Below are 13,112 nucleotides of genomic sequence, written 5' to 3'. Positions count from 1 at the left end.
AAAGAATGAACTTGAAACGTATTTTGATGGCGCTGGCGGTGCTCCTGACGACCGCCAGCCTCTGTGCGCAAGCCGCGGCATTGCGCGCCCACCAACGGACTCCCGTTAGGCACCTCCCTCCTGGGGCGGTCACTGTCGTGCTCCAGGGCGTAAAATATTTCGTCGGCAATGGCATTTACTACCGGGCGTCCCCTTCCGGCTACCTTGTGGTCGCGCCTCCCGCCGGTGCGGTGGTGAAACGCCTTCCTGCGGGCACCCGTCCGGTGTTTATCAAGGGGAGGACCTATTACCGGTCGGGAACCGTCTGGTATCTGTGGGATCAAGGTCAGAAAGCCTATTTGTTGACGGATGCTCCTGGGGTGGAGGTGTCCGCGGAGATTCCGGCGGTTCCAGCAGCGGTGGCTGGTTCGGAGTCGTCGCCAGGTGTCGAAGGGGTCTTTCCTTCGCTGCCCAAAGGTGCCAAGAGTGTGGTGATCGATGGGATCCAGTACTTTGAAAAAGACGGGCTTCGTTTTCTGCCGACCAGCCGGGACGGGGCTGTTGTGTATGTGGTGGTTAAGTAAGACACTTGGGGGTAGCCATCAACTCTCTGCCTCTTCATGGCTACAGTTCCATTAATTACAGCGAGTTACCTCGTTATCAGCCTCCGACAGTGCCTTTTCATGCTTCCTTGTTTTGGCGAACAGCGCTCTAAATGGTATCCTTCGTGCCCAGTTTTAGCGTTGTGCTCGGAAAAGTAATGAATTTTAATCGTATTGTCTGCTTTGACCTCGAAATGTGTTGTTGGAATGATGGCCGTGAGTCGAGAACCGGAGAAATTATTGAGATCGGCGTGGCCGAGCTGGATTTGACAAACGGTGAGATTGTTCGGCGAGCGCAGCATTATGTGAAGCCTGAGCATGATGAAGTTTCCGAGTTTTGCACCGAACTCACCGGTATCAAGCCGGAAGTGATTGCAAAAAATGGTAAGCCATTGGCGGCTATCCTCAAGTCAATCGAGCAGAAGTTTGGTGGCCGCCATAAGATCTATGCCGCTTGGGGACGTGATGATCTGATCTTGCGGGCGGAATGCAAAGAGAAGGGGCTGAAGGTCCCTTTCAATGAGTATTTGAATTTGGCGACACTATTCCGTCTGCAGCGCCATGTGAACAACAAGCGTTGTGGTCAACGAGCGGCAATGGATTTGGCGGGTGTGGAATGGGAAGGTCGACAGCACTCCGGGTATGTCGATGCGTATAACCTTGCGCGCCTAGCGAAGACGATGTTCGTATTACCCGAGGAATGATCCTCTTTATTTTTATGAAGCCGCTTTTAGCGGCTTTTTTTATGCTATTCCCAAGCTACCCGCACTCCATCTATAACTAAAACTATTGGGTATTAACCTGTGTGAATATGTTATATGCGGTAATATTCATATCTTTTTTGTTAGATTGGATAACAAATAGATGGAGATTGAGTTTACCGAGCAAAACATTCCTATCCGAAATGAACGTACACAGGAGCATTTTCCCCGTCGCGACATTATGAACGAAGAAAGGGACCATGATGAACTGAGACGTTGGTGGAATGTCCCGTTTGTTGATGAGCTAAGTTACATCGATACGGGGCTGATAGGTGTGTATGTTCTTGATGGAGCGACCTGGGATTGCCCTCGTAAAATATCAGAGCATAAGACGATGGCTGAAGCGGCTTCGGCTGCACATTTTTATCACTCACACTCCTCGATACTCCGTGCCTTCGACGAACCGTATCGGCCTACGGCCAAGGTGGGGCATTTGCTGGAAATGAGCTCGCTTATCAATGGTAAGCTAGGTAAGCCTACAGAGCAGGAGCTGTTTGAGTTTATGTTCAAGTGGCTGCCAGAAGAAACGCCAGAGGCGACGGTATAGCTATAGCAAAACTAGCGTAGATGTGAGTTCCAGCGAGAATGACTCAGCTGGTAGGTCGCGTCGGCAAGGCACTGATTTGAAAATTTACCGCCATTGTTCGTAAATGGCGGTATTCATCAGGCCAACCGGACATTCATGGTAATTTCAGCGCGAAAGACCAGATTGCCTGCAGTGTCCTTAACTTCGACCGGTACTTTCTTATCCCCTTCGGTATCCCACTCAATGCCATCTCCCGATGCAATAGCGGTAAGATCTGTCTTGGCTTTCTGTAAGTATTCGACGGTCATACCTACGGGGATCCAGCGGCTTTTTACCGGAACGGTTACATCCGTCATCATACCGCCCGCGAGCTCTGCCATATTACACATAGCTATTGCATGAACCGTATTGAGGTGGTTGGTTACCTTGCGCCGCTTTTTAATCGCAACTTCGGCGTACCCGGGTTTTAGCTCGCGGATCTGTGGCTTGATAGAGGAAAAGTATGGTGCCATTCGGCAGACAACGAATGTGAATATCTGACGGCCAAAAGGCAAACTGGACAAGCGCTTATAGATTTTAAGATTTTTACGCACTGAAAATTCCTTCTTTTAATTCTCCTGGTCAGACCACGCTACAGCGGGGCAGTATGAAAATCAATCACTCCGTTTACTTTCCTCTAAGCATGATCACTCTTTCTTATTTGGAATGATTACTGTTGCTAATACAGATTTGAAAATTAAATTGTTTATTTTCAGAGCATTAAGTGGTTTTGTGGTGAGGTGAACTAGTGCTGGGAGCTCATGTGCTACAAGTGTCTTTGGGAAATGTCTGACAATAGTAGCATGATGTCTGATTAGAGATATTTATATCTAAAATGACCTGCCAGAATATGACTGAAATGAAGAGTAATTTTTTATATACCCAATTTAATTGGGTATATCCGTAAACGTAATTAAAGGCAGACCATGTTCTACTTATTCCCCTTGTTAACCGTTTCAATTTGGGCAGGGAACGCCATTGTAAACAAGCTATCGTTCAGTGTGATCGATCCAGGTGCTATTTCATTCTATCGCTGGTTTTTTGCCATGCTGGTACTTACGCCTTTTGTCCTTCGCTCCGTGGTACGTAATTGGTCGGTGATCCGACCATATATTGCCAAGTTGGCCTTCCTTGCTTTGTTGGGGATGGTGCTCAACCAATCGTTGGGATACTTTGCGGCGGCGACGACAACGGCGACCAATATGGCCTTGATTATCTCGTTGGTTCCGCTGATTAGTATGTTCCTCAGTGTGCCACTGCTAGGGAAACGTCTGTTGCCGTTGGCTATTGTTGGTGCTGTGCTGTCTTTAGCCGGGTTGGTGCTGATGCTGAGCCACGGTGACATCAGTAACCTTGCCGCGCAGGGTATTACTCAAGGCGACGCACTGCTGTTGGTGGCTGCATTTGTTTATGCCCTATATTGTGTATTGCTCAAGCGCTGGCAGATGCCTTTGAGCAATTGGCAGTCTGTGTATGTTCAGGGAGTACTGGCCGTGTTGATGCTGACGCCGATGCTATTGAGTAGTGAGCGTGTCGGGATTACCACTGAGTCCTTGCCTTTAATCATGTATGCCGCGATTCCGGCATCTGTGATTGCGCCTTGGTGCTGGTTGCAGGGAATAGAGCGTCTAGGGGCTGATCGTACGGCGATGTTTATGAATTTGATGCCGGTTATTACGGCTGGTATTGCCAGCGTGATGCTGGGTGAGCAGTTGGCGGTTTATCACTATATCGGCGGTAGTATGGTGTTAGCTGGTGTGGCGCTGGCACAGCGCAAACCAAAACCAATCCATCAGCAACTGGCTACGGCATAAGTCTGTTTGAGTTAAGAACTCGGCGATTAACGGCAATAACCTAAAGTTATTGCCGTTTTTTTATGGTTAGCTTTGAGGGGGCTATGCTGAGCTACTCCAATCCCGCGGTATTAACGGCTATTTGGGCACCTATTGTATTTTTGCCCGAAGGGAAGCTAGTTGTTTCATTGACCAACTCATACTTGATAGCGGCCACCATCGCAGCGGTGCTGGCGTGGAAAACGAAAAATGTACTAATGACAACGGTGATCAGTATGGCGATCTTTTTCATGCTCAATAGCCTGATGGGGTAGAGAGGGAAATCGGCGAGAACCTAGAATCTGGAAATTAGGCACTCGCCTTTTATTACTTAACTTTTCGAGCTCAGCATAATCACGGCTGCGACAGCCAGAAAGGCACTCATCATCAGGAAGGCATCGTTATAGGCCAGGATTGCGGCGTCACGCTGCATCGTTGCCATCAAAGATGCCTGGGCCTGCATCATTGCTGTTCCGGCATCGCTGCCCGATTGCATGAAGAAGCTAGCCTGCTGTTGCATCTGATGCCAGGCATCGTTGCTGACACTTGGTAGTGCGGTCTTGATATGAGCTAAGTGTTCGCGAGTTCTGTTGTCCAGCATGGTTGCAATGATCGCGATGCTGAAAGCCCCGCCGAGGTTGCGCATGACATTGGTCAGCGTCGAGGCATCGGGGGTATCCGCCTTGCTGATCCCTTGCATAGCGACCAGCGACAGCGGCACCATGATAAACGGACTGCCGATGGCACGAAGCAACATCGAAAATATCAGTTGCGGGCCGGCAAAATCCACTGTCATATGGGTGTTTACATAGCAGCTAAGTCCGAACATCACAAAGCCAAAGGTGACAAGGTATTTAGGCTTGATGATGTTAGTGAGCTTCGGCACTAGCGGGAAAATTAGCAACTGCGGGAAACCCATCCACATTAACACTTCGCCAATTTCCATCGCATTGTAGTGCTGGATTTGGGTCAGATAGAGCGGCAGTACATAAATTGATCCCAGCAAGGCCATTCCGAGAATCAGGTAGGCCAGACATGACATTGCAAACTGTCCATTTTTAAGCAGCCGCAAGTTAACCAATGGCTTTTTGTGCTGCAGTTCGTTGATCACAAAATAGACCAGGCTGACTGCTGAGATGATTGCCAGGGTGACAATAAAATCGGAGCTGAACCACTCTTCGCGGTTACCATCTTCCAATACCACCTCCAGACAACCCAGTCCCAGTGCCATGGTAACGATACCGATCCAGTCGGCTTTGAGCAGGCTTTGTATATTCAGTGGCTCATCATCCAGTCCATAGCGAACCATAGCGATCAGCAAGATTGCGGGCGGAATATTGATGTAGAAAATATAGTGCCACGACAGGTTCTCGGTTAGCCAGCCGCCAAGGGTTGGCCCAATTGACGGAGCAAAGGTGGCGGTGACGCCAAACATGGCCATCCCAATCGCACGCTTATTGATAGGCAGTAGCTGTACCACCAAGGAAAAAGCCAGCGGGATGAGGGCACCGCCGCTGAAGCCCTGTAGCGCCCGAAAGGTGATCATCGAGGTCATATTCCATGAAATGGAACACAACAGTGATGATAGGGTGAAGACGACGGTGGTCCCGGTTAGATAGCGGCGTTTCCCCAGTGCTTTGGAAAGCCAGCCGCTCAATGGGATCGCTATCATCTCAGCCACCAGGTACGAGGTTGAAATCCAGGAACTCTCGTCCAGAGTGGCGGAGAGTGCGCCTTGGATATCCTTTAACGAGGAGTTGGTGATCTGAATGTCTAAGATAGCCATGAATGCGCCAATCAGGCCACCGATCAAGGCGATCCAGTGGCGGCGGGGGACGGCATTGCTGGGTTGTTTTTCGGCTCCTTGCTGCGAGGATTGGATTTCCTCTGCGGAGGCTACTGACGTACTCATCGGTTTAACCTCGGGTATCGACAGTCGCGACAACGGACAAGCCTGGGATCAAGCGCCCTTCTAGTTGTGCAGGATCCGGTATGGTGATTTTGACCGGCACCCGCTGGACAATTTTGGTGAAGTTACCTGTCGCGTTTTCTGGTGGTAACAATGCAAACTTAGCACCTGTTGCCGGTGAAAAGCTGTCGACAACCCCTTCCAATGGTTGGTTCGGGAAGGCATCCAGCTCGACTTGCACTTTTTGCCCCTGATGGATGTCTGCCAGTTGGGTTTCTTTGAAGTTGGCCTCGATCCAGACATTGGAGGTAGGGACAAGGCTCATCAGCGGCATTCCTGGCTGAACATAGAGTCCGACTCGCAAGCTACGTTTACCAATGATACCGTCAACGGGCGCATAGATATGGGTGTAGCTTAAATTGAGCTGTGCCTGTTCAAGTTGTACGTTAGCTTCGTTTACTGATGCCTCTGCCTGCGCGATTTGGCTGTCAATGACAGATAGTTGATCTTGTGCGGCTTGGGCATTGGCGGTTGCTTCGTCTAGCTGGGCTTTGGTGACCTTCAGGTGTGAGGTAGCGCTGTCTAGCTCATCTTGTGACGAGTAGTTGCGATTAAGCAGGCTGCGGGTACGGGCAACCTGTTGCTGGGCTCGCTCATACTCTGCATTGGCCGAGGCAATTTGGCTTTGCGACTGGCGGATCATGGTTTTTTGCAGTTGCTGCTGGGCGATCAGGTTGTCGATAGCCGCTTTGCTGACGGCAATGTTGGCTTCTGCTTTGTCTCGGGCGGTAATGAAGTCGCGGTCATCAATTTTTGCCAGCAGTTGTCCGGCTTTAACTGTTTGGTTGTCAATTACAAATGATTCAGTGATGTAGCCGGAGACCTTGGGGCTGATATTGGTGATGTCCCCTTGTAGATAGGCGTTATCGGTTGATTCGAAATATTGGCCGTAGCTAAACCAATACCCACCGGCACCAAGGCCAAGTGTTAACATGACCAAGGTCGCGATCAGCGGTGCTTTTTTCTTTTTGGTTTGTGGAGTTGCTGTCATGGAGTCTCTTTCTGAAGATTGGGAATGCCGAGATTTTTTTGTGTTACAAAGTGTAAGTGAAAAAGATTGGTTGATTGGATAGGAAAAAAGAGAAACACTGTTGCAGATTTTTAACCAATAGGTGGTGTAATGGATCTGAATACCATTGCGATATTTTCTCAAGTTGTTGAATGTGGAAGCTTTACTCAAGCAGCGGAGGCTCTTGATCTAACAAAATCGACAGTCAGCCGCAAAGTGGCTGAGTTAGAGCAACACCTAGGTGTGCGTTTGATCACACGTTCAACCCGTAACCTGACTCTGACGCCGGAAGGTGAGACTTTTTACCAGTCCTGTATGCAAATGCTGGAAATTATGGAACAGGCCGAACTTGAGGTTACCGCCAACCAGGATCTGATCCGGGGGCGACTGAATGTGGTAATGCCGGTTGAGTTGGGACAGCAAGTGTTGGGGCAGTACATCCATGACTTTTTAAAGCTCTACCCTAATGTGACTATCCATTTGGAATTGAGCAACCGGGAAGTGGATATCATTGGTGAGGGGATCGATTTGTATGCTCAGGTCGGTGAGGTCTCTGACTCCAGTATGGTGGCACGGCAGTTTCATACTTCAAGGCGAGCGATGGTCGCTAGTCCACAGTACCTCGAACAATACGGCGAGATCAGGACGCCCGCTGATCTCAAGCCGCCCCATCATCAGGTGAAGGTGTATAACAAGGCAGTGAAGCTGCCGAACTGGCATTTAATGCAGGCAGGCGAAGAGGTCTATATTGATCTGCCCTATAAGCTGAGAGTAAACAGTATCACCTCTTCGCTGATGGCTTGCCTGGATGGACTGGGTATTGCGTTGCTGCCTGAGTTTATTTGCCGTGAGCATTTCGCCAGTGGCCGGCTGGTGCACCTGTTGCCGCATTGGGAGATGCCGATGGTACCGGTCAGCTTTGTGTATCCGCAGCGTAAGTTGATCCCAAAGCGTTTACGGGTGTTAATTGATTATTTGATAGAACGTTTTGAACAGCGCGTGACGAAATAGGCTCATTGTTTAATCATCAATGAACACGCAAGGAATAGCAGGATCCGATTATTGTTTTACAATGTAAATCAAAAACGGTGGCGGTAACCGAGCGTGAAGGCAATATCGGTACTGTTATCCATATTAAAAACATTCTCAATCATCGAGACCTCTATGGCACTGTGCTTCATGTGATAGCGATAGCCGAGCAGGATTTCATGTGAAGGCTCGGACAGATCTGAAGCGGCATCGGTAGCCCCTTCATAGATATGATATTCGGCAAGCAGACGATGCTTTTCCCTTAATTGGTATTGGTAACCGGCTCCGGCAGCAAAAGCAACGGTGTTATAGGGAACATTACCGAGTACTTCGTCATTGTGTCGGTATGAGAGTCCAAACAGGCTATAGAACGTATTCTTTTTGTTGCGATAACTGTAGTTGAGTTGTATGGATTGTTCGAAGTTATTGGTTTTAAAAGGGCCGCTAGGGACATAGTTATAATACAGCGAGCCGCCAAGCGATAAGCCATGGTGGGCGTTTTCGAAAAGTTGGTAGCTGGTATAGAAAGTCACAGCACTGCTTAATGTCTCCCCGCTGAAGTCGTGAATCTCAACACCGTACTGCGGAACGGATATGTCAAAGGAGTGATCATCGACTTCGTCTCGACCGTTAGCGCCAATGCCAAAAAGATCATGGAAAGAGTTGGTCAGGTTGTCCAGGTGGTTATTGGCTGCAAACCGCCACGTATAGTCCAGCTCGACGACCCATTTGTTATTGATTTGCCACAGGCCGCCTATAGAGAGTGCATTCTGATAATAGTCAGCGCTGTATTCGTCTGTTTTTGCCCAGACGCTGGCAATGGTTCCTGTCGTGTATAGTTCTACCGTACCTGGCTGATAGCTAAAACCATTGCGCATCAATGGCGTTAGGCTATTTGATTGTATAGGTGACTGGGCGTAGGTCTTTAACGGGCCATAATCATCAAAGCGGGTAACGCTATCCGCCAATGCGTAGCCAGAAGTGCAGAATGCTGCCCCCCCTGACAAGAGATATACCGTGATACTGCGTGTATTCATCACAATGCCGTTTTGTATTGGTTATCATTTTAGTTATGAATGATTTTATGGGTATCTTGTATAACCTAACTTGCCTGACCGCTTTCTGAACCAGCATGAATTAGTGATTAAATAGGTACTTTTACTGATGATATGGGCGGATTGATTCCTTGGTAATTAACTTTGAGTGTAGCGAACCGGTAAAGAGGTTGGTTGTTCAGTTGTGCAACCTTTTCTCAAACTCAAGAAGGCATGGAACAAGTGCGCAACTCTCTAGATAGGTGCGTAAGGAGCCGCAGTCAACGGCTCCTTACCTGTTATGAGTATGATGAGAATATGGAGTGAGGGGAAGTAAGGTTGCTAAAACTGCCGTGTGGAGCCCCATTAATTAGTTAGAAATTTCGGAGGGGGGGCCTGGAACAGCGCCTCTAACATAAAAGCGTCGTCAAAGTGCCTTTCGCCAATAAAGGCGGTGGCATGGTGGCCGATTTGGCGCATAGCACCGGGCGACTTGACCCCGAACGGCCATAGATAAAATCGCTCTAATCGCTCGCTGGCCGTCAGCATACCTTGTTGGTCAAACAGGCTTTTGTTTCCCCCGTCCTGTATCGACAGGCTACGCAACTGTTGATAATCAAGTACTGCTAAATGACGAATTCGGTTAGTACTCTCAGCCCAACGCACCCCTTTAATCATATGTTCACCATTAGATAACGTGATGTTTAGTGTATTCGCGTTTCTATTGGGGGGGACCTGGAGGGTGATCGGGGCTTCAATGTCAGGATTTCTGGCCGCAAACCTTAGCTGCGGATCTAGGGCGAAAACCATATGGTAGCAGCCGCAATGATGAATGCTATCGAGGATATAAGGTTGCCCGTGACTGTCTAATGTGAGCCGTACGAGAATACCGTCGAACTTGCCGGCATAGGGATCTAACGCCGATTTGGCCGTTCGGTTAGGAAACCACAGGCTGTAATTTAGCTGAAGCAATGTTTTGCCGTGAAAACGGGTATAGCTCGAGCTGACGTAGAGTGTCGGTTTTTGGATATTTACAGTAGGCTGGTCACTTTGTCGGTATTCTACCTCTCCGGGCTTGTCGTCTAGCGAGACTGATTCAATGACAAACTCAGGGGCATGAAAGTCCATTAAAGAGGTGAGTTGCTCATCTGTTAGTTGCGGCCATTCTAGGGCTGATTTTTCCCTTGCCTGTATGAACCAGGATTGCATGTCTGTCGCAGTCAGTTCCGGTTTGTCTGATACGGTATATACGACGCTATAGTCATGAAGTGGCTCGACAAAACCACCGATTATTCGTTTTTTCTCAGAGTGAATGGATGGCTCTGCAAACAAGGTACTGATCGGGTATAGACCGACTACACGTTGCCAGTTTTGATAATCAGAGGGGTATTCTGGTGGCGTTTGTTGTAACCAGTGCCAGAAGCTTTCGTCATTGAGTGTTGCTCTTGTCAGCATGCTGGTGCAGTACTTCTGGTTTTTAAATTCAACAGCGCTTTTGTCTGGTAAGTTCTGGTATTCCACTTTGCGCTGGATAGCGGCCTGCCGGGTAACATAATTGATCCACTGTGTTCTGGCACGATACGAATTAAGTTCTGGGATCAACGATAAGCTAAAGCGATCAAAGGCCAAATGCGGGTATTGCGGAAGCCATAATAGTTGTGCGTCTTGTACGCCTTGTTGTTGCACGGTGCGCTTGAAATGGGTCAGTTCATCGACACAAGCCTGTAGAGACCGTGAATAGAACTGAGTTTGTTCTGGAGTTGATTTCGGAATTGGTTCCGGCAGGCTAGAACAGGAAGCCACAGAACAGCAAATGATGAGCAGGACCAATATACGCATAGAATAAACCGACAGACTTATTTCTATATAAGTTTAACCATAATATGGGGTTAGCAACATTCTTGTTATGTGAATCGTGATACGGCGGATAAAAAAGTAGTGACCATTGCTGGTCACTACATTGCCTTTTGCAGGTGGAAGACATGCACTAAATGCGGTTGATGTCGGTTTCAGGGAAGAAGTTCGCCCAGATGATCCAGTAGGCACCAGCCTTGACGGTTTCAACCCGTTCTAGCTTCCCGTAGGGCGTCTGACCATAAAAGTCGATTTCAGTGATCGTTTTGCCCGTTGTATTGTAGAAAATACCTAAGCTTTCAAACTCGTAGTCGTAGCTGACAACAACCTCTTTCCCACCAACCATCGCGTTAACAGGCTCATTGTGAGATTTTACGAAATCTACGGTGTACGCCACATAGTCATTACCCACATTCAGGCCGTAGACTGTTTCCTTGGTCGGCAGACGAGGGTCGATATGCTTGATGGTCGGGAAGGTTGGGTCGACGCTGGTGGCCTGATCTTCAATGGCATGGTTGAAAATCAGTTCCATGATTGGATCGTAGATTGCCAGGAATGGGTTCTGCCAGAACGATGCCTTCATATCGTCAGCTAGGTAGTCGTTCACAAACACCTCGCCTTCAGGGAAAGCTTTAGCAAACTTTTCAAATGGCATGCGGTAGGTCGGCCATTCGCGCATCCTAGCGTCGGTATTGCTGTTGCGATCGGCTTCTTTCTGCCCCCATAGCTGCTGAATAGGTTCACCACTATTTTTGTCATACATGACCAGGTTGTTTTCCAATTGGTTCATTGGTGCAAGATCGAGCTTCTGACCATTAATTTCAGGGGAGTAGGCCATGCCGAGGTTAGTCAGACCGCAGTAGGTCATAACCACATCTTCACCACCGAGTTCACCTTTACCGGCAACGTGAGGGCGAAGCAGCTGTTTGTCAGAGTGCGCACGGGCCTTGCCGTTGATTTCAAGAACAATGACGCTTTCGTCAGGTGCGTAGTATTTGGCTGCCTGCTCTACAGACAAGAACACGCCGTTATCCATACGTGCACGCATCATGATGTGCGGGTTGATCATGCCGCTGTAAAAATTGAAGCAGAACAACAAAGAAAGGAAAATCAATGGCTTGTTATTAATTATGTCGCGTCGCTTGAATTTGAAGTAAAGGGTAGCAAAAAAAGCAGCCAAGCCAACAAACGCAAGTAGGTAGCGGTTATACCATACCCACATGGTGCTTTCTCGGGGAGACTGGATAAACCACTGGCTGATGTCTGCCAAGTCTTTAAACAGGAAGCCAACACAGATCTGGGCAAGGAGCATACTTGCCCAAAAAATGCTTTTGGCGTGTTTTTTGATAATGTCTTTCATCGCTAGATTCACTCTGGTAGTACTGATGGAGTGAGTCTAAAACGGGCGAATCAGGGGAAAAACCGCCCTTCTTGGAATGAACTGTGTCAGAAAATGGCACAATTAAAGTCGTGTCATTTGATGCTCTTTTCGAGTGAGTCGATTCTCGCCTGCAGCAGCATTCCGACCTCATCAAGCAGCAGTTTTACTTTATTTGGCACATAACGACGTGAATGATAGACACCATACAAGACTTGCTTAAACGCGTATTGGCCGCCAAATAGCCGGACTAACTTGTTTGATTTAACTTCATTGCTGACCATGATGGCTGGCAAACAGCAAATTCCCTGGCCAGCCATGGTCAAGGATCTAAGTACGTAGGGTGAGTCAACCGTGTACTTATGAGCTAGCGGTAGCTCCTGTTGGCCAAAGTGCCATGCCATTGCTTTGGGGTTACTCTGGTTCAGGGCCAAGGTTGATAACTGGTGGAGTTCCAAGGGGCTCTCAGGATGGCCATAAGTTGCCAGATAGCTGGGGCTGGCAAAGTAATCATAGCTCAACGTCGCCAGCGGACGTGCGATAAACGAAGAGTCAGGTTGGGTGCCAATATTGAGCAGTAAGTCAAAGCGCTTTTCCGCCATTAAGTGCTGAGGCTGAGAGTCAGAGTGAAGAGCTAACGAGATATCTGGGTAGTCCTGACAAAACTGTGCAACATGATCAACACAAAGTTCAAGAATATAGTCCGGTGCGTAGACAGTAAGCTTACCGGAGTAGTCTCCCTGTTTCTGGGCGATCTCTTTTTCGGTGGTTTCGACTTCCTGCAATATTTGCTGGGCTTTGTGGTAGAAGGCTTCACCGACTTCAGTGAGATGGAGACGACGGGTTGTTCTTTCTAACAGCCTCGTCTTGAGGCTTTGTTCAAGATCCCGAATGCGGCGGCTGACCGTTGATTTGGGGATATTGCAATAGTCGGCGGCTTTCGTAAAGCTACCTTGCTCAACCACCTTAACAAACAGTTCCATATCATCCAGTTTCACACGAAAAACTCTCTGGTGCAGAAACAGTAAATTCTATCACAGTGAAACAAAAGCAGCTCAATAGCAAAAGGCAGAAAGAGTTTTGGTGACCCCTTTCTGCCT

The 13,112-nt window shown here is 48.4% G+C and carries 12 protein-coding genes and 1 pseudogene; 6 read left to right on the top strand and 7 right to left on the bottom strand.

From position 1 onward, the window contains the following. Window positions 1–5: 5 nt before the first annotated feature. From MD588_RS08380 to MD588_RS08370, 3 genes are all read left to right on the top strand, one after another. Window positions 6–563: a DUF6515 family protein gene (locus MD588_RS08380; RefSeq protein ID WP_265696638.1), complete on the top strand. Its 558-nt coding sequence runs from the start codon at window positions 6–8 to the stop codon at window positions 561–563. 176 nt (window positions 564–739) lie between these two features. Continuing rightward, window positions 740–1,285, top strand: a complete 546-nt coding sequence (locus MD588_RS08375; protein WP_265696637.1) for a 3'-5' exonuclease — start codon at window positions 740–742, stop codon at window positions 1,283–1,285. Between the two features lie 160 nt (window positions 1,286–1,445). Beyond that, on the top strand, window positions 1,446–1,889 hold the full coding sequence (locus MD588_RS08370; protein WP_265696636.1) for a hypothetical protein: 444 nt from the start codon (window positions 1,446–1,448) through the stop codon (window positions 1,887–1,889). Window positions 1,890–2,005: 116 nt separating this feature from the next. Here MD588_RS08370 and MD588_RS08365 read toward each other — a convergent pair whose 3' ends face one another. Further along, window positions 2,006–2,461: a hotdog fold domain-containing protein gene (locus MD588_RS08365; RefSeq protein WP_265696635.1), complete on the bottom strand. Its 456-nt coding sequence runs from the start codon at window positions 2,459–2,461 to the stop codon at window positions 2,006–2,008. 372 nt (window positions 2,462–2,833) lie between these two features. Between MD588_RS08365 and MD588_RS08360 the strand changes: the two genes are divergently transcribed. Then, window positions 2,834–3,721, top strand: coding sequence for a DMT family transporter (locus MD588_RS08360; RefSeq protein ID WP_265696634.1), 888 nt, complete (start codon window positions 2,834–2,836; stop codon window positions 3,719–3,721). Between the two features lie 83 nt (window positions 3,722–3,804). Further along, window positions 3,805–4,014 (top strand): annotated as a pseudogene (locus MD588_RS08355) (AzlD domain-containing protein); the annotation flags it as partial. Window positions 4,015–4,070: 56 nt separating this feature from the next. Here the strand turns inward: MD588_RS08355 and MD588_RS08350 are convergent. Together MD588_RS08350 and MD588_RS08345 are read right to left on the bottom strand one after the other, a co-directional pair. After that, complete coding sequence (locus MD588_RS08350) at window positions 4,071–5,651, bottom strand: DHA2 family efflux MFS transporter permease subunit (RefSeq protein ID WP_265696632.1); 1,581 nt, start codon at window positions 5,649–5,651, stop codon at window positions 4,071–4,073. A 4-nt stretch (window positions 5,652–5,655) separates the two neighbouring features. After that, window positions 5,656–6,699 (bottom strand): HlyD family secretion protein, encoded by a 1,044-nt coding sequence (locus MD588_RS08345; RefSeq protein WP_265696630.1) that lies wholly within the window; start codon window positions 6,697–6,699, stop codon window positions 5,656–5,658. Window positions 6,700–6,828: 129 nt separating this feature from the next. On the opposite strand from MD588_RS08345, the gene MD588_RS08340 reads away from it, so the two are divergent. After that, window positions 6,829–7,728, top strand: a complete 900-nt coding sequence (locus tag MD588_RS08340; RefSeq protein WP_265696629.1) for a LysR family transcriptional regulator — start codon at window positions 6,829–6,831, stop codon at window positions 7,726–7,728. A gap of 68 nt (window positions 7,729–7,796) precedes the next feature. Here the strand turns inward: MD588_RS08340 and MD588_RS08335 are convergent, their stop codons facing one another. The 4 genes from MD588_RS08335 to MD588_RS08320 form a co-directional block, all read right to left on the bottom strand. Beyond that, window positions 7,797–8,783: a DUF3187 family protein gene (locus tag MD588_RS08335; RefSeq protein WP_265696627.1), complete on the bottom strand. Its 987-nt coding sequence runs from the start codon at window positions 8,781–8,783 to the stop codon at window positions 7,797–7,799. 363 nt (window positions 8,784–9,146) lie between these two features. Continuing rightward, a complete protein-coding gene (locus MD588_RS08330; RefSeq protein WP_265696625.1) occupies window positions 9,147–10,619 on the bottom strand; it encodes a hypothetical protein in 1,473 nt (490 codons plus the stop codon). A 148-nt stretch (window positions 10,620–10,767) separates the two neighbouring features. Further along, entirely contained in the window at window positions 10,768–11,994 is a 1,227-nt protein-coding gene (locus MD588_RS08325) for a DUF3179 domain-containing (seleno)protein (protein WP_265696624.1), read from the bottom strand. 113 nt (window positions 11,995–12,107) lie between these two features. Next, window positions 12,108–13,010 carry a LysR family transcriptional regulator gene (locus MD588_RS08320; RefSeq protein ID WP_265696623.1) on the bottom strand — a complete coding sequence of 301 codons (903 nt, stop codon included), beginning with the start codon at window positions 13,008–13,010 and terminating at the stop codon, window positions 12,108–12,110. Window positions 13,011–13,112: the final 102 nt, after the last annotated feature.

It is taken from the genome of Photobacterium obscurum (genome assembly GCF_026191635.1).
Taxonomy (GTDB): domain Bacteria; phylum Pseudomonadota; class Gammaproteobacteria; order Enterobacterales; family Vibrionaceae; genus Photobacterium; species Photobacterium obscurum.
This window is presented reverse-complemented; position numbering and strand designations above follow the sequence as displayed.

What these genes read in the sequence shown, in the direction of transcription:
- MD588_RS08340 (WP_265696629.1), top strand. Translation starts at nt 6,829, where the DNA reads ATGGATCTGAATACCATTGCGATATTTTCTCAAGTTGTTGAATGTGGA.
- MD588_RS08375 (WP_265696637.1), top strand. Translation starts at nt 740, where the DNA reads ATGAATTTTAATCGTATTGTCTGCTTTGACCTCGAAATGTGTTGTTGG.
- MD588_RS08380 (WP_265696638.1), top strand. Translation starts at nt 6, where the DNA reads ATGAACTTGAAACGTATTTTGATGGCGCTGGCGGTGCTCCTGACGACC.
- MD588_RS08370 (WP_265696636.1), top strand. Translation starts at nt 1,446, where the DNA reads ATGGAGATTGAGTTTACCGAGCAAAACATTCCTATCCGAAATGAACGT.
- MD588_RS08335 (WP_265696627.1), bottom strand. Translation starts at nt 8,783, where the DNA reads ATGAATACACGCAGTATCACGGTATATCTCTTGTCAGGGGGGGCAGCA.
- MD588_RS08360 (WP_265696634.1), top strand. Translation starts at nt 2,834, where the DNA reads ATGTTCTACTTATTCCCCTTGTTAACCGTTTCAATTTGGGCAGGGAAC.
- MD588_RS08330 (WP_265696625.1), bottom strand. Translation starts at nt 10,619, where the DNA reads ATGCGTATATTGGTCCTGCTCATCATTTGCTGTTCTGTGGCTTCCTGT.
- MD588_RS08350 (WP_265696632.1), bottom strand. Translation starts at nt 5,651, where the DNA reads ATGAGTACGTCAGTAGCCTCCGCAGAGGAAATCCAATCCTCGCAGCAA.
- MD588_RS08325 (WP_265696624.1), bottom strand. Translation starts at nt 11,994, where the DNA reads ATGAAAGACATTATCAAAAAACACGCCAAAAGCATTTTTTGGGCAAGT.
- MD588_RS08345 (WP_265696630.1), bottom strand. Translation starts at nt 6,699, where the DNA reads ATGACAGCAACTCCACAAACCAAAAAGAAAAAAGCACCGCTGATCGCG.